This window comes from Klebsiella oxytoca (assembly GCF_009707385.1).
Taxonomy (GTDB): Bacteria; Pseudomonadota; Gammaproteobacteria; order Enterobacterales; family Enterobacteriaceae; genus Klebsiella; species Klebsiella oxytoca_C.
Window position 1 is genome coordinate 1,929,698 of the sequence record NZ_CP046115.1, and the last position, 15,771, is coordinate 1,945,468.

Annotated in this window: 12 protein-coding genes; 6 read left to right on the top strand and 6 right to left on the bottom strand. The window is 53.4% G+C overall.

What is annotated here, in order from left to right; all coding sequences use genetic code 11:
• The first annotated feature begins 212 nt into the window (after nucleotides 1-212).
• The 3 genes from GJ746_RS08945 to macB all read left to right on the top strand — a co-directional run bounded on the left by GJ746_RS08945 (nucleotide 213) and on the right by macB (nucleotide 5,107).
• Complete coding sequence (locus tag GJ746_RS08945; protein ID WP_154679880.1) at nucleotides 213-1,871, top strand: ATP-dependent endonuclease; 1,659 nt, start codon at nucleotides 213-215, stop codon at nucleotides 1,869-1,871.
• Between the two features lie 177 nt (nucleotides 1,872-2,048).
• Nucleotides 2,049-3,164 carry a macrolide transporter subunit MacA gene (gene macA, locus GJ746_RS08950; protein WP_154679881.1) on the top strand — a complete coding sequence of 372 codons (1,116 nt, stop codon included), beginning with the start codon at nucleotides 2,049-2,051 and terminating at the stop codon, nucleotides 3,162-3,164.
• On the top strand, nucleotides 3,161-5,107 hold the full coding sequence (gene macB, locus GJ746_RS08955) for a macrolide ABC transporter ATP-binding protein/permease MacB (protein WP_154679882.1): 1,947 nt from the start codon (nucleotides 3,161-3,163) through the stop codon (nucleotides 5,105-5,107). Before macA ends, macB begins: the two co-directional genes overlap by 4 nt.
• 68 nt (nucleotides 5,108-5,175) lie before the next feature.
• Here the strand turns inward: macB and cspD are convergent, their stop codons facing one another.
• Nucleotides 5,176-5,406, bottom strand: coding sequence for a cold shock-like protein CspD (gene cspD / locus GJ746_RS08960; protein WP_004100627.1), 231 nt, complete (start codon nucleotides 5,404-5,406; stop codon nucleotides 5,176-5,178).
• A gap of 324 nt (nucleotides 5,407-5,730) precedes the next feature.
• On the opposite strand from cspD, the gene clpS reads away from it, so the two are divergent.
• Together clpS and clpA are read left to right on the top strand one after the other, a co-directional pair.
• Complete coding sequence (clpS, locus tag GJ746_RS08965) at nucleotides 5,731-6,048, top strand: ATP-dependent Clp protease adapter ClpS (protein WP_004130898.1); 318 nt, start codon at nucleotides 5,731-5,733, stop codon at nucleotides 6,046-6,048.
• A 30-nt stretch (nucleotides 6,049-6,078) separates the two neighbouring features.
• A complete protein-coding gene (clpA, locus tag GJ746_RS08970) occupies nucleotides 6,079-8,361 on the top strand; it encodes an ATP-dependent Clp protease ATP-binding subunit ClpA (RefSeq protein ID WP_154679883.1) in 2,283 nt (760 codons plus the stop codon).
• Nucleotides 8,362-8,805: 444 nt separating this feature from the next.
• Here the strand turns inward: clpA and infA are convergent, their stop codons facing one another.
• From infA to trxB, 5 genes are all read right to left on the bottom strand, one after another.
• On the bottom strand, nucleotides 8,806-9,024 hold the full coding sequence (gene infA / locus GJ746_RS08975) for a translation initiation factor IF-1 (RefSeq protein ID WP_002211347.1): 219 nt from the start codon (nucleotides 9,022-9,024) through the stop codon (nucleotides 8,806-8,808).
• 279 nt (nucleotides 9,025-9,303) lie between these two features.
• Nucleotides 9,304-10,008 (bottom strand): leucyl/phenylalanyl-tRNA--protein transferase, encoded by a 705-nt coding sequence (aat, locus tag GJ746_RS08980; protein ID WP_154679884.1) that lies wholly within the window; start codon nucleotides 10,006-10,008, stop codon nucleotides 9,304-9,306.
• Nucleotides 10,009-10,046: 38 nt separating this feature from the next.
• Nucleotides 10,047-11,768, bottom strand: a complete 1,722-nt coding sequence (gene cydC, locus GJ746_RS08985; RefSeq protein ID WP_154679885.1) for a heme ABC transporter ATP-binding protein/permease CydC — start codon at nucleotides 11,766-11,768, stop codon at nucleotides 10,047-10,049.
• Nucleotides 11,769-13,535 (bottom strand): heme ABC transporter permease/ATP-binding protein CydD, encoded by a 1,767-nt coding sequence (gene cydD, locus GJ746_RS08990; protein ID WP_154679886.1) that lies wholly within the window; start codon nucleotides 13,533-13,535, stop codon nucleotides 11,769-11,771.
• Nucleotides 13,536-13,650: 115 nt separating this feature from the next.
• Nucleotides 13,651-14,619, bottom strand: coding sequence for a thioredoxin-disulfide reductase (gene trxB / locus GJ746_RS08995; protein WP_195908815.1), 969 nt, complete (start codon nucleotides 14,617-14,619; stop codon nucleotides 13,651-13,653).
• Between the two features lie 531 nt (nucleotides 14,620-15,150).
• On the opposite strand from trxB, the gene lrp reads away from it, so the two are divergent.
• Nucleotides 15,151-15,645 (top strand): leucine-responsive transcriptional regulator Lrp, encoded by a 495-nt coding sequence (gene lrp, locus GJ746_RS09000; RefSeq protein ID WP_002439523.1) that lies wholly within the window; start codon nucleotides 15,151-15,153, stop codon nucleotides 15,643-15,645.
• The last annotated feature ends 126 nt before the right edge of the window (nucleotides 15,646-15,771 follow it).

Consider the following 15,771-nt stretch of genomic DNA (forward strand, 5'->3'; position numbering starts at 1 on the left):
TCCATGGACAATTTCTGAAAGTGTAGAACAAAAGCGATTCAAATAACTACTTGCGATGATGAATTATTTTCTCAAGTCAGTGATATATGACCAATCACATCCTGAAATCCCCCGCTGATAACGATTCCCATAAGCCTGGAGTGTCATGTTCATGCGCACCTCGCTATACTGCTGATAACTGAAGGAGAAAGTAGAAACCGAGCGGAGGGGATATGCATCTTGAGCGCGTCGAAATTGTAGGCTTTCGCGGCATCAACCGTTTATCGTTGACGCTGGAGCAAAATAACGTGCTGATTGGCGAAAATGCCTGGGGTAAGTCCAGTCTGCTGGATGCCCTGACGCTGCTCTTGTCGCCGGAGCTCGACCTCTATCGTTTTGTCCGTGAAGATTTTTGGTTTCCGCCTGGAGATGTTCTGGGACGAGAGCGTCATCTGCATATTATTCTGACCTTCCGTGAAAATGAGCCCGGGCGCCATCGCGTTCGCCGCTATCGCCCTCTGAGCAGCTGCTGGGTTCCCTGCGAAGATGGCTATCAGCGGGTTTTCTATCGCCTGGAAGGGGAGCTGACCGATGACGATAGCGTGATGACCCTGCGCAGTTTTATCAATGGCGAAGGAGAGGCGCTGGAGCTTGATGATATTGATGAGCAGGCCCGTCACTTAGTCCGCTTGATGCCGGTTCTGCGGCTTCGTGACGCCCGTTTTATGCGGCGGATCCATAACGGCGCCGTGCCGCATACGCCGCAGATCGAGATTACCGCCCGCCAGCTCGATTATCTCTCTCGTGAACTAATGCATCATCCGCAAAATTTAACCGATGGCCAGATACGCCAGGGGCTGTCGGCAATGGTGCAATTGCTGGAACACTATTTTGCCGAGCAGAGCAGCGCACAATCGCGTAATCGTCTGATGCGTCGCTATTCACATGATGAACAGCGCAGCTGGCGCTATCTGGATATCATCAACAGGATGATCGACAAACCCGGCGGTCGCAGCCATCGGGTGATTTTACTGGGGCTGTTCTCAACGCTTTTACAGGCGAAAGGGACGGTAAGACTCGATCGCGATGCGCGTCCGCTATTGTTGATTGAGGATCCGGAAACTCGCCTGCACCCGATTATGCTGTCCGTGGCGTGGCATTTGCTCAATTTGTTACCGCTGCAGCGGGTGACGACGACCAACTCGGGCGAACTGCTGTCGTTGACGCCCGTTGAACATGTTTGTCGCCTGGTGCGTGAATCTTCGCGGGTATCTGCGTGGAGGCTCGGTCCTGGCGGTATGAATGCGGAAGACAGTCGGCGCATCGCTTTTCACATTCGTTTTAACCGTGCTTCATCGCTGTTTGCCCGCTGCTGGTTACTGGTTGAAGGGGAAACGGAAACCTGGGTTATCAATGAGCTGGCCCGTCAGTGCGGCCACCACTTTGACGCAGAGGGCGTGAAGGTGATTGAGTTTGCCCAGTCGGGTTTGAAACCGCTGATTAAATTTGCGCGCCGTATGGGGATTGAGTGGCATGTGCTGGTAGATGGCGATGAAGCAGGGAAGAAGTATGCCGCTACCGTTCGCGGGCTGTTAAATGACGATAAAACGCTCGAGCGTGACCATCTGACTACGCTACCGGCGATGGATATGGAGCATTTTATGTATCGCCAGGGATTTGATGACGTTTATCACCGGGTCGCACAGCTGCCGATGAATATTCCGATGAACATGCGGCGGGTGATTACCAAAGCGATTCACCGCTCGTCCAAACCGGATCTGGCGATTGAAGTTGCGATGGAGGCCGGGCGTCGCGGCGTTGACGCAATACCGACGCTATTGAAAAAAATGTTCTCTCGCGTGCTGTGGCTGGCGCGCGGGCGCGCGGATTAGCTTCCCTTCTCCTCAGCCTCTCCCTGCCGGGAAAGTTATCCCGGCACGCCTTCATCAGCGACAACGCTCAAATTCGGTTAAACAAAAATTAAGTACGGCTAAAAATGAGAGTTATTCTATCGCGGCATTTAGATAGAATTGTCGCGGGCTCTGCGGGTTAAAACATCAGGAATTTTTATGAAATTAAATGGAAAGCGCAGGAAAGTATGGTGGCTGCTGGCGATTGTCGTGCTGGCTCTTGCCGTTTGGGGATGGCGGATCCTGAATGTGCCGCTACCGCAGTATCAGACGCTGGTTGTGCGTAAAGGTGACCTGCAGCAGAGCGTGCTGGCGACCGGTAAACTGGATGCGTTAAAAAAAGTGGACGTAGGGGCGCAGGTCAGCGGGCAGCTCAAAACGCTGCGCGTTGAGATTGGCGACAAAGTGAAAAAAGATCAGCTGTTGGGGGTTATCGATCCTGAACAGGCGGAAAACCAGATCAAAGAAGTTGAAGCAACGCTAATGGAACTGCGGGCGCAGCTGAACCAGGCTCAAGCTGAGCGTAAGCTATCGGCGGCAACCTTAGCCCGTCAGCAGCAGCTGGCGCAGCGCCAGTTGGTATCTCGTCAGGACCTGGATACCGCCGCAACCGACTTAGCGGTAAAAGAGGCGCAAATTGGCACAATTGAAGCCCAGGTCAAACGAAATCAGGCTACTCTCGATACCGCCAAAACTAACCTTGATTACACCAAAATTCTGGCGCCTATGTCCGGAGAAGTGACGCAAATCACTACCCTTCAGGGCCAGACGGTGATTGCCGCCCAACAGGCGCCTAATATTTTGACCCTCGCGGATCTCAGCACCATGCTGGTGAAGGCTCAGGTTTCAGAAGCGGACGTGATTCATCTGAAGCCGGGACAAAAAGCCTGGTTTACCGTACTGGGCGATCCGCTAACGCGCTATGAAGGGACGCTGAAGGATATTCTTCCGACTCCCGAAAAGGTCAACGACGCTATCTTTTACTACGCGCGTTTCGAGGTGCCGAACCCTGAGGGCATCCTGCGTCTGGAAATGACCGCTCAGGTGCATATTCAGCTCTCTGAAGTGAAAAATATAATTACTATTCCGCTTAGCGCATTGGGAGAAGCCATCGGCGATAACCGCTATCGCGTACGTTTACTGCGGACCGGCGAAGTTAAAGAACGTGAAATCGTTATCGGTGCCCGTAACGATACCGATGTAGCGGTGGTGAAAGGGCTGGAAGAGGGTGATGAAGTGATTATCGGCGAAGGTGCGGCCGGAGCGGCGAAATGACGGCGCTACTGGAACTACATGATATTCGTCGCAGCTACCCTTCCGGCGATGGTCATGTTGATGTGCTGAAGGGCATTACGTTGAGTATTGCCGCCGGTGAGATGGTGGCTATCGTCGGGGCTTCAGGTTCCGGTAAATCCACGCTGATGAATATTCTCGGCTGTCTCGATAAACCCACCAGCGGCACCTATCGGGTCGCGGGAACGGACGTGGCTCATCTGAACGGCGATGAGCTGGCGCGACTGCGTCGGGAACACTTCGGTTTTATTTTCCAGCGTTACCATCTGCTCTCACATCTGACCGCGGCGCAGAACGTCGAAGTTCCTGCGGTTTATGCCGGCGCCGAGCGCAAAGCGCGCCTGGCCCGGGCCCATGAGCTGCTGGTTCGGCTGGGGCTGGGCGACAGAGCTGAATATCAGCCTTCGCAGCTCTCCGGCGGCCAGCAGCAGCGGGTGAGTATCGCCCGCGCCCTGATGAACGGCGGGGAAGTGATTCTGGCGGATGAGCCAACCGGTGCGCTGGACAGCCGCTCCGGCGAAGAGGTCATGGGGATCCTTCACCAGCTAAAAGCGCAGGGGCATACGGTGATTATCGTCACCCATGACCCGCAGGTGGCGGCCCAGGCGGAGCGGGTGATTGAGATACACGACGGTGAAATCGTGCGTAATCCGCCCGCGCTGAGTCCGGCGCAAGGCGGCGTACTGCGCCAGCGCACGGCGGCCGAACCGTCGGCGTGGCGTCAGTTCAGCAGCGGCTTTCGCGAAGCGCTGATCATGGCCTGGCGCGCGATGGCGGCGAATAAAATGCGTACGCTGCTGACGATGCTCGGGATTATTATCGGCATCGCTTCGGTGGTGTCGATTGTGGTGGTGGGCGATGCCGCGAAGCAGATGGTGCTGGCCGATATTCGCGCTATCGGTACCAATACTATTGATGTTTATCCCGGCAAGGATTTCGGCGATGACGATCCCCGCTATCAGCAGTCTCTGAAGTACGATGACCTGTTGGCTATTCAGAAACAGCCCTGGGTCAGCTCGGCGACCCCGGCGGTATCAAAAAGCCTGCGTCTGCGGGCGGACAATATTGACGTTGCCGCCAGCGCCGAGGGCGTGGGAGCGCAGTATTTTAACGTCTATGGTATGACCTTCAGCGAAGGAAACACCTTTAATGAGCTCCAGCTAAATAGCCGTGCGCAGGTTGTGGTGCTCGATAGCAACGCGCGCCGACAGCTATTTCCGCACAAAGCGAAGGTAGTGGGTGAGATCATTCTGGTCGGCAATATGCCGGCAAAAGTGATTGGCGTGGCGGATGAAAAACAGTCGATGTTCGGCAGCAGCAAAATCCTGCGCGTCTGGTTACCCTATACCACCATGGCCGGTCGGGTGATGGGACAGTCCTGGCTGAATTCAATCACCGTCCGCGTGAACGAAGGCTATGACAGCGCGGTGGCTGAACAGCAGCTGTTACGTTTACTGGAGCTGCGCCACGGTAAGAAAGATGTATTTACCTGGAATATGGACAGCATCTTGAAAACGGCGGAACGGACCACACATACACTACAGCTGTTTCTGACTCTGGTGGCGGTGATTGCGCTGGTGGTCGGGGGAATCGGTGTGATGAATATTATGCTGGTCTCCGTTACGGAGCGTACGCGGGAAATTGGTATCCGGATGGCGGTCGGGGCGCGAGCGAGCGATGTATTGCAGCAGTTTTTGATCGAGGCGGTGTTAGTTTGTCTGGTCGGCGGAGCGCTGGGCGTGACGCTTTCGCTGCTGATTGCCTTTGTCCTGCAGTTGTTTTTACCCGGCTGGGAAATCGGTTTTTCACCGCTGGCGCTGTTGACCGCTTTTTTATGTTCCACGCTGACCGGGGTTCTGTTCGGCTGGCTACCGGCGCGCAATGCGGCTCGTCTGGACCCTGTTGACGCGCTGGCGCGCGAGTAGTGATAAAAAAATGCCAGTCAGAAGGACTGGCATTTTGCAGGCGGGATGTACACAATGAAGCAAAAGAGTTATGCGGCTGTTTCTGTTTCTTCAGCTTCAACAGGGACAATCACGCTGGCGTGATTACCTTTTGGCCCCTGGTGAACATCAAACCGAACCGCTTGTCCGGCTTTTAGCGTTCTGTAACCATCCATCTGGATGGTGGAGTAATGGGCGAAAATGTCTTCGCCGCCGCCCTCAGGGCAAATAAAACCGAACCCTTTGGCATTGTTGAACCACTTAACAGTACCCATTTCCATACTTCGACATCCTTCGTAAATCTTATAAGTAAGATGGAATGAACCGGTAGTGGAGTGACGAGTTGTTCAATTGCTCGCCAACTCTCGCCACTACAATTTAGAGAAATCAGGAAATGCGTCAAGCAATTGACGATGAGGGACGGTGAAAAATGCGTCAAAATTTGAAGCAGTTAACGCTATTGCCGGGGAATGTGACAGGTGTCGCGGATGGAAGTAATAGATGATAATTATCTATGATCTATTGTAGATTTGTGATGTGCATAGCCTCTGGTCATCGACAGGCCACCGCCTGTTGGCAACAGCAACCGATGATGAACACTGACGATGAGTAAGAGAGACTGGTTGGACTTCGATCAGCTAGTAGAGGACGAAGTTAAAGATGCGCTTAAACCGCCATCTATGTATAAAGTGATATTAGTCAATGATGACTACACTCCAATGGAGTTTGTTATTGACGTGTTACAAAAATTCTTTTCTTATGATGTTGAACGTGCAACGCAACTGATGCTGACGGTTCACTATCAAGGTAAAGCGATTTGTGGGGTTTTTACCGCCGAAGTTGCTGAAACCAAAGTATCGATGGTGAACCAATACGCGAGGGAGAACGAACATCCGTTGTTGTGTACGCTAGAAAAAGCCTGAATACAGGCAATAAACTTGGGGGAGGTGCCTATGCTCAATCAAGAACTGGAACTCAGTTTAAACATGGCTTTCGCCAGAGCGCGCGAGCACCGTCATGAGTTCATGACCGTCGAGCACTTGTTGCTGGCGCTGCTTAGCAACCCTTCGGCCCGCGAAGCGCTTGAAGCGTGTTCAGTGGACCTGGTTGCGCTGCGTCAGGAACTCGAAGCCTTCATCGAACAGACCACACCCGTACTGCCTACAACGGAAGAAGACCGCGATACTCAGCCAACGCTGAGCTTTCAGCGCGTGCTGCAACGTGCCGTTTTCCACGTCCAGTCTTCCGGCCGCAGTGAAGTCACCGGAGCCAACGTTCTGGTCGCGATTTTTAGCGAACAAGAATCGCAGGCGGCATACCTGCTGCGTAAACATGAAGTCAGTCGACTTGATGTCGTTAACTTCATCTCTCACGGTACGCGTAAAGACGAGCCGAGCCAGTCTTCCGATAATAGCGGAAGCCAGCCTGGCAGCAGTGAAGAGCAAGCAGGCGGGGAGGATCGTATGGAAAACTTCACCACCAACCTCAACCAGCTTGCCCGCGTAGGCGGAATCGATCCGCTGATCGGCCGCGAAAAAGAGCTGGAACGTGCTATTCAGGTTCTGTGCCGTCGCCGTAAAAATAACCCGCTGCTGGTGGGGGAATCTGGCGTCGGTAAAACCGCCATTGCCGAGGGTCTTGCCTGGCGTATTGTGCAGGGCGACGTGCCGGAAGTCATGGCCGATTGCACTATTTATTCACTGGATATTGGTTCGTTGCTGGCAGGCACCAAATATCGCGGCGATTTTGAAAAACGTTTCAAAGCGTTGCTCAAGCAGCTGGAGCAGGATACCAACAGTATTCTGTTCATTGATGAAATTCATACTATCATCGGCGCTGGCGCCGCTTCCGGTGGGCAGGTTGATGCCGCTAACCTGATTAAACCGCTGCTCTCCAGCGGTAAAATTCGGGTGATTGGTTCGACGACTTATCAGGAGTTCAGCAACATCTTTGAAAAAGATCGTGCCCTGGCCCGTCGTTTCCAGAAAATTGATATCACCGAACCTTCAGTAGAAGAGACGGTGCAGATTATCAACGGCCTTAAACCTAAGTACGAAGCGCACCACGACGTGCGTTACACCGCGAAAGCAGTACGTGCGGCGGTGGAGCTGGCGGTGAAATACATCAACGATCGTCATTTGCCGGATAAGGCGATTGACGTCATTGACGAAGCCGGAGCGCGTGCGCGCTTGATGCCGGTGAGCAAACGCAAGAAAACGGTTAACGTGGCGGATATTGAGTCCGTGGTGGCGAGGATTGCGCGTATTCCTGAGAAGAGCGTTTCCCGCAGCGATCGCGATACGCTGAAAAACCTCGGCGATCGCCTGAAAATGCTGGTCTTTGGCCAGGATAAGGCGATAGAGGCATTAACCGAAGCGATCAAGATGGCGCGCGCCGGGCTGGGCCATGAGCACAAACCTGTGGGCTCTTTCCTGTTCGCCGGACCTACCGGGGTGGGTAAAACTGAGGTTACCGTGCAGCTGGCGAAGTCGCTTGGCATTGAGCTGCTGCGCTTTGATATGTCCGAATATATGGAACGTCATACCGTCAGCCGTTTAATCGGTGCGCCTCCGGGCTACGTTGGTTTCGATCAGGGCGGGCTGCTGACCGATGCGGTTATCAAGCATCCGCACGCTGTGCTGCTGCTGGATGAAATTGAAAAAGCGCACCCGGACGTCTTTAACCTGTTGCTGCAGGTAATGGATAACGGGACGCTGACCGATAATAACGGCCGCAAAGCGGATTTCCGCAACGTGGTGCTGGTAATGACGACTAACGCCGGGGTGCGTGAAACCGAGCGTAAATCGATTGGCCTTATTCATCAGGACAACAGTCCGGATGCGATGGATGAGATCAAAAAGATCTTTACGCCGGAATTCCGTAACCGTCTCGATAACATTATCTGGTTCGATCACCTGTCTACGACGGTTATCCATCAGGTGGTGGATAAATTTATCGTCGAGCTGCAGGTCCAGCTGGATCAGAAAGGCGTGTCTTTGGAAGTTAGCCAGGAAGCTCGCGATTGGCTGGCAGAGAAAGGCTACGACCGGGCCATGGGCGCACGTCCGATGGCGAGGGTGATTCAGGATAACCTGAAAAAACCGCTGGCCAACGAGCTGCTGTTTGGTTCACTGGTTGACGGCGGTCAGGTTACCGTTGAGCTAGATAAAGAGAAAAACGCGCTCACCTACGACTTCCAGAGCGCGCAGAAGCACAAGCCGGAAGCGGCACACTAAATCGGTTGTGATAAATGCAAAAACCGGCCTCAGGGCCGGTTTTTTTACGCCAGTGCTCTGAACCCTTTTTTTTGCGCGGGATTAACTCATTGATTTTAAAAGAAGGTAATAACCGACGACAGATTAAGGTTAAAGAGGGGATTTGTTGATTAATTTCAATAATAACAATATGGTAGGGTATAGTTCGTCCAGTTCACTGCCGTACAGGCAGCTTAGAAACACCAGAAAGGGAAGTGTATATAGAGGCCGAATATTGTCGGCTTAAATAAGTTGCAGGGCGCTCATTTGAGTATCCTTTCACGCTAAGACAAGCCGAACATTGCTTTATAAGCACAGAGAAACGGTCGTCAAAGCTAAAGAAGGAAAGGGCGAAAGAATAAAAGAAATGAAAAGACCGGGAATTATCCCGGCCTTCAGCATCTGGCGCTTTAAGCGCGAAAACGATCAGCGACTACGGAAGACAATGCGGCCTTTGCTCAGGTCGTACGGGGTCAGCTCAACAGTCACTTTGTCGCCCGTCAGAATGCGGATGTAGTTTTTACGCATTTTACCGGAAATATGCGCAGTTACCACGTGACCGTTTTCCAGTTCTACGCGGAACATAGTGTTAGGCAACGTATCAAGTACGGTGCCCTGCATTTCAATATTGTCTTCTTTGGCCATCTAGTCCTCTGGGGTATCACTACCGTAGTTTTGAACCGGCAAGATAATGCCGAAGTTCAGCAAGTATGTAAAGTTTTACGTCAAATCGCCGAAGTAGTTTTGGCGCATTACCCGGAATTCACGCGGATAAACCGGGTGACAGGCGCAAACGTAAAGGGGGAGTGACAGAACGATGGGCGTTATCTGACTCTTATTATTCCCAAACGGCGGCGGGGCAACGGGCAGAAGCTACTCTACCGCGCAATTATAACATCCTGACAAAAAATGTGCTGAAAACATTTATGCTTCACCGGCAAATAGTGCCCTTGGTACCCAGAATCGTTCTGGCAAACGGTAGGTTCGCAGCACAGAGAGATAGTCGAGGTAATCGCGGCGAGGTATTTCGACAGCGCCGAGAGAAGCCGTATGTTTATTTAGCACCTGACAGTCGATTAATTTTCCACCATCCTGCGAAAATGCCTGACTAAACACCAGCAGTGCGGTTTTGGACGCGTTTTCGGCACGGCTGAACATCGACTCACCGCAAAACAGGGCGCCCTGCGCGACGCCGTACATACCGCCGACTAATCTATCCCCCTGCCACACTTCAACAGAATGAGCGTGACCCAGTTCATGTAACTGGTGATAAGCCTGTACGATGCCCGGCGTTATCCATGTCCCCTCATCGCGATGATCGGCGCAGCCTTCGATAACCTGACCGAAGGCGTGATTCAACGTGACGCGATAAGGAGAGCGCAGGTGAAAGCGCTTCATGCTGCGGCTGAGATGAAATTTTTCCGGCCACAGAACCGCCCTTGGATCGGGTGACCACCATAAAATGGGGTCGCCGGGCGAAAACCACGGAAAGATACCGCGCTGATAGGCCATCAGTAACCGCGCCGGGCTAAGATCTCCGCCCAGCGCTAACAGGCCATTTGGTTCGCGTAAAGCGCCTTCCGGGGAGGGGAAGGCGATGGAATGATGTGAGAGCTGAACCAGCCGCATTTTTACCTCAACGCATCAGGCAATGATTCAATAGTAGCCTACAGGCGCTGCTTAAACTGGTAGTATCGCCCTTGTTCAGCCAGCAGTTCTGCGTGACTACCTTGCTCAATAATCTTCCCGTTGTCCATGACAATTATCTGATTAAAGCGCGCGAGTCCGCGCAGACGGTGAGTCACCATCAGCACGGTTTTTTCACGCATCACTTCCGCAAGTAGATCAAGTATTTGGCTTTCGGTTGTCGCATCAAGGCCTTCGGTAGGCTCATCAAGCAACATGAGCGGCGCGTCATGAAGCAGGGCGCGGGCGATAGCCAACCTGCGTAGCTCACCGCCGGAGAGCTGACGGCCCCCTTCTCCCAGCCAGCTATTCAGGCCGCTATCTTCCAGTAGTTTTGCTAAACCAACGCGCTCCAGCGCTTCTGCAAGCCGGGCATCGCTGGCAGAAGGAGAGGCCAGCAGCAGGTTATCACGCAGCGTGGCGCTGAACAGATGCACGCGCTGCGGTACGACGCTCATCGCCCGACGCAGCGTCGCCTCATTAAGCTGCGTCAGCGGCTGATTATTGAGTAGGATTTCCCCGCGATCCGGATCCCAGGCGCGGGTCAGCAGCTGTAACAGGGTTGATTTGCCGCAGCCAGTCCGTCCCAGAATAGCGATATGCTCTCCGGCTTTAACCTGCAATGAGACTTTTTCAAGCGCGGGGGAGGGCTGTTGCGGATAGCTAAACGTGACCTGACTGAGGCTTAACGATACCCGTTCCAGATTCTGGCCTTCACCCTGAGTAAAGGTCACCTCCGGCTCTTGTTCAGTAATTTGCGTAATACGTGTTGCTGAAGCGATAACTTGCCCCAGATGCTGAAATGCGCCAGTGACCGGTGCGAGCGCTTCGAACGCCGCTAACGCGCAGAACACAAACAGAGCAATCAGGGCTCCAGGCTGAGTGTTACCGCCAACGTCCGCAGAGGCGAGCCACAGCATGGCGATAATCGCAATACCGCCAATCAGCAGCATTAATGCCTGAGAAAGAGCGGTGAGTTCAGCCTGGCGGCGCTGTGCATCCAGCCAGCGAAGTTCTGTTTTTTCCATCTGCTGCCGGTAGCGATCGCTGGCATTGAATAGCATAAGTTCTGCCTGCCCCTGAAGCCATGAGGTCAGCTGCTGGCGATACTGCCCGCGCAGCTGGGTCATGTTTTCCCCTGCGGGTTTACCGGCGCGATAGAACAGCGGCGGCAGCACCAGCAGAGTGAACAGCATAATGCCGCCGAGGGTCAGGGCCAGAGTGACGTCCAGCACGCTCAGGCCTAAGGTGACAACGAGGATCACCACAAGGGCCCCTACCAGCGGTGATATTACGCGTAGGTAGAGATGATCCAGGGTGTCGACATCAGCAACAACCCGGTTGAGCAACTCACCTTGACGAAAGCGAGCCAGTCCGGCAGGGGATAGCGGTAGCAGCTTACTGAAGGTAAAAACGCGCAGGTGCTGAAGGACGCGGAAGGTAGCGTCATGGCTAACCAGACGCTCAAAGTAGCGGCCAGCAGTACGAATAATCGCCGCGCCGCGCACCCCGGCGGCAGGCAGCATATAGTTGAAGCTGTAGATACCCGCGACGCCAACGACGGCGGATGCTGAGAGGAACCAGCCGGAGAGCGTGAGTAAGCCAATGCTGGCCAGTAGCGTAACGATTGCCAGTACGATACCGAGCAACAACAGCCATTTGTGCCGTTTGTACAGCGCCAGGTAAGGCCATAATGCGTGCATTTAAATCTCCTCCTGACGATGGGCGAGCAGGGTCGCGAAGGGGCCGCTTGCGGCTGCCAGCTGCGAATAACTTCCTTGCTCAACAATCTGACCATCCTGCATAACCCAAATTGCATCCCAGTCAGCAAGACCTTCCAGCTGGTGGGTAACCATTAACGTAGTTTGCTGCGTTGATGCATTAGTCAGCGCCTGCATCACTCGCTGTTCGCTGTGGGCATCCAGGCTGGCGGCTGGCTCGTCCAGCAGCAGCAGACGACAGGGGACCAACAGTGCCCGCGCGACGGCGACACGCTGAGCCTGCCCGACAGACAGGCGGCCCGCCTGATCGCCAACCGGTGTGTCAATACCTTGCGGCAGAAGAGAAAGGAATTCACTAACCCAGGCTTTGTCCAGAGCAAGCTGCAGCTGAGCGTCAGTGGCGTCAGGGCATGCGAGCAGAACGTTTTCGCGCAGCGTCGCCGCAGGCAGCTGCGGATTTTGCCCAACCCAGCTCAGAAGACGACGCCAGCGGTCGGTATCCAGGCTCTTTAACTCAACGGCGTTTACCTTGAGAGAGCCGTCATAGGGAAGAAAACCGGTTAACGTATTCAGTAGCGAGCTTTTGCCCGAGCCGCTTTGCCCTACCAGTACCACTCGTTCGCCGGCGTGTAAGGAAAAATTCAGCGGCCCGGCCAGCACTTTACCCTCAGGGGATTTGATCAGCAGATCGCGAGCTTCAAGGCTTATCATGTCATTGTCGCTTAATACCTTTTCTCCCCGCTCAGACTGGGCCAGAGGCGTTTCCATAAAGGTCTTCAGACTGTCAGCCGCGCCGATAGCCTGCGCTTTAGCATGATAAAAGGTGCCAAGATCGCGCAGCGGCTGGAAAAACTCAGGGGCCAGAATCAGTGCGAGGAATCCGGACATCAACGTCACGCCAACCCCGTAATGGCCAAAGTTGAGCTCTCCCAGATAGGAGAAACCAAAGTAAACGGCGACCAGTGCAATAGACAGCGAAGTAAAAAACTCCAGTACGCCTGAGGAGAGAAACGCCAGGCGCAGTACTTCCATTGTCCGCTGGCGGAAATCCTGAGAGGCTTCGCGGATGTTTTCCGTTTCTGCTTGACCACGATGGAAGATTCTCAGGGTTTCCATGCCTCGCAGACGATCGAGGAAATGGCCGCTCAAACGCGCCAGTGCGAGAAAGTTACGTCGGTTGGCATCTGCCGCTCCCATTCCCACCAGCGCCATAAATAGCGGAATTAGCGGCGCAGTACCCAGCAGAATAAGCGCTGCCGCCCAGTTAGATGGGAAGATAGTGATAACAATCAGCAAGGGTACGCAGGCGGCCAGCGTCATTTGCGGCCGATAACGAGCATAGTAGTCGTGCATATCGTCGATCTGCTCAAGGATCAGCGTTGCCCAGCTACCGGCGGGTTTCCCCTGTATCCATGCGGGTCCCGCCTGCTGTAAGCGATCCAGAACCTGACGGCGGATCTCAAGGCGGATATGCTGACCCGCCTGAAAACCGACCCTTTCACGCAGCCAGGTTACCCAGGCGCGAAGTACAAAGACCAGCACCAGTAACGTAAAGGGCAGCAGCAGCGCCGTCGCGGGAATATTTTCCATAATCATGCGATGGAGGATTCGCGCCAGGAACCATGCCTGAGCAACGATTAACAGGCCGCTAACGACGCCGAGGGCGCGGGAAATCATCAACCAGCGACGGGAGATAATGCTTTGATCTTTTAACCAACGGGTTAACTCTTGTTGACGGGTTTTATTCATTGCGCGCTTAGCAGGTGTAGTTATGAGTTTTTGTGGGCACGGCAATGGTACAACGAGGTAAAAATAAAGGCGACTTTTCGTCGCCTTATTTACCTTTGTTACTGACTTGTAAAGATTATTTGCAAGCGTCGGCTAAACCATCCAGATAACGTTCAGCGTCCAGCGCAGCCATACAGCCGGTACCAGCGGAGGTAATCGCCTGACGGTAAATGTGATCCATCACGTCACCTGCGGCAAAAACGCCCGGAATGCTGGTCTGGGTGGCGTTGCCGTGGATGCCGGACTGGACCTTAATGTAGCCGTTTTCCAGCTCCAGCTGGCCGGCAAAAATTGCCGTATTCGGGCTGTGGCCGATAGCAACGAAAAGCCCCGCGACTTCCAGAGATTCAACGTTGTCAGCATTTTGCGTATCGCGCAGACGCAAGCCGCTCACGCCCATCTGGTCACCGGTCACTTCTTCCAGCGTACGGTTGGTATGCAGTACGATATTGCCGCTTTCCACTTTGTCCATCAGACGCTTTATGAGGATTTTTTCCGCACGGAAACCGTCACGACGGTGGATCAGATGCACTTCGGAAGCGATGTTGGACAGATACAGCGCCTCTTCTACGGCAGTATTGCCGCCGCCGATCACGGCCACTTTCTGGTTACGATAGAAGAATCCGTCGCAGGTTGCGCAGGCCGAAACGCCGCGGCCTTTAAATGCCTCTTCCGATGGTAATCCCAGATAACGCGCTGACGCACCGGTGGCAATGATCAGGGCATCGCAGGTGTATTCAGCGCTGTCGCCTGACAGACGGAAGGGACGATTTTGCAGGTCCACGCTGTTGATATGGTCGAAAATAATTTCAGTATCAAACTTGGTGGCATGTTCGTGCATGCGCTCCATCAATAACGGACCGGTCAGATCGTTAGGATCGCCTGGCCAGTTTTCCACTTCAGTGGTGGTGGTCAGCTGACCCCCCTTTTCCATACCGGTAATCAATACCGGCTGCAGATTTGCACGCGCTGCGTAGACCGCAGCGGTATATCCCGCAGGTCCAGAACCAAGAATAAGCAGTTTACTGTGTTTGGCCGTGCCCATGAGATCCTCGTAATTTATTGGCATACATGGGCTGGATTGTAGGGAATTTGTTGTCGTAAAAAAAGAGCAGGGCAGTTTTGTTAACGATATGTGCAATAGAAGCTGCCGATTAATTGGCGATTTAACGAACGAACAATATAACTAATTCTACTGTCAGCAGGACAATTATAAGAGGAAAACATGAGAATCAACGGGTGAGGATAATGAATATCTGGCATCTTGTACTAAAAATCGATGTTTTGCTTTGACAATCCCCTGTGCTTTTGCGAAAACATTCATGGAAGAAGAAAAGCAGTGTTTCGCGTGTGGCGAATTTTCATGCACGCAAATGCCATTTTTATCCGGGTTAGCGAAATCTACGCATGGTGTGGACAGACGCCATGCGTGATGTCGGTAACTGCCGTCAGGCAACGGGCTTCTCACGTACCCCTGGGTTACCCATTGTCGTACGGGTAGCAACAGGATGGACTCTGACAGTGAAGGCTCAGAGTCGGAACAGGAGTAGGGAAGGAATACAGAGAGACAATAATAATGGTAGATAGCAAGAAGCGCCCTGGCAAAGATCTCGACCGCATTGATCGTAATATTTTGAATGAATTGCAAAAAGACGGGCGTATTTCCAACGTCGAGCTTTCTAAACGGGTAGGACTTTCTCCGACGCCTTGCCTTGAGCGCGTGCGTCGACTGGAAAGGCAGGGTTTTATTCAGGGCTATACAGCGCTGCTCAATCCGCATTATCTGGATGCATCACTTCTGGTATTTGTTGAGATTACTCTGAATCGTGGCGCGCCGGATGTGTTTGAGCAATTTAACTCCGCTGTGCAAAAACTTGAAGAAATTCAAGAGTGTCATCTGGTTTCCGGGGATTTCGACTACCTGTTGAAAACCCGCGTACCGGATATGTCAGCGTATCGTAAGTTACTGGGCGAGACCTTGCTGCGCCTGCCGGGCGTAAACGACACCCGTACCTACGTGGTAATGGAAGAAGTTAAGCAAAGTAATCGTCTGGTAATCAAGACGCGCTAACACGGAACAGGTGCAAAATCGAAGTAGTTTGATTACACTCCTGTTAATCCATACAGCAACAGTGCCGGGGAGACCCGGCACTGTTGTCCGTTTTAGCCGAAGGCAGGAAACAGCCTGATACCTGGA

What these genes read in the sequence shown, in the direction of transcription:
- macB (WP_154679882.1), top strand. Translation starts at nt 3,161, where the DNA reads ATGACGGCGCTACTGGAACTACATGATATTCGTCGCAGCTACCCTTCC.
- trxB (WP_195908815.1), bottom strand. Translation starts at nt 14,619, where the DNA reads ATGGGCACGGCCAAACACAGTAAACTGCTTATTCTTGGTTCTGGACCT.
- cydC (WP_154679885.1), bottom strand. Translation starts at nt 11,768, where the DNA reads ATGCACGCATTATGGCCTTACCTGGCGCTGTACAAACGGCACAAATGG.
- infA (WP_002211347.1), bottom strand. Translation starts at nt 9,024, where the DNA reads ATGGCCAAAGAAGACAATATTGAAATGCAGGGCACCGTACTTGATACG.
- aat (WP_154679884.1), bottom strand. Translation starts at nt 10,008, where the DNA reads ATGCGGCTGGTTCAGCTCTCACATCATTCCATCGCCTTCCCCTCCCCG.
- clpS (WP_004130898.1), top strand. Translation starts at nt 5,731, where the DNA reads ATGAGTAAGAGAGACTGGTTGGACTTCGATCAGCTAGTAGAGGACGAA.
- cspD (WP_004100627.1), bottom strand. Translation starts at nt 5,406, where the DNA reads ATGGAAATGGGTACTGTTAAGTGGTTCAACAATGCCAAAGGGTTCGGT.
- macA (WP_154679881.1), top strand. Translation starts at nt 2,049, where the DNA reads ATGAAATTAAATGGAAAGCGCAGGAAAGTATGGTGGCTGCTGGCGATT.
- GJ746_RS08945 (WP_154679880.1), top strand. Translation starts at nt 213, where the DNA reads ATGCATCTTGAGCGCGTCGAAATTGTAGGCTTTCGCGGCATCAACCGT.
- cydD (WP_154679886.1), bottom strand. Translation starts at nt 13,535, where the DNA reads ATGAATAAAACCCGTCAACAAGAGTTAACCCGTTGGTTAAAAGATCAA.
- clpA (WP_154679883.1), top strand. Translation starts at nt 6,079, where the DNA reads ATGCTCAATCAAGAACTGGAACTCAGTTTAAACATGGCTTTCGCCAGA.
- lrp (WP_002439523.1), top strand. Translation starts at nt 15,151, where the DNA reads ATGGTAGATAGCAAGAAGCGCCCTGGCAAAGATCTCGACCGCATTGAT.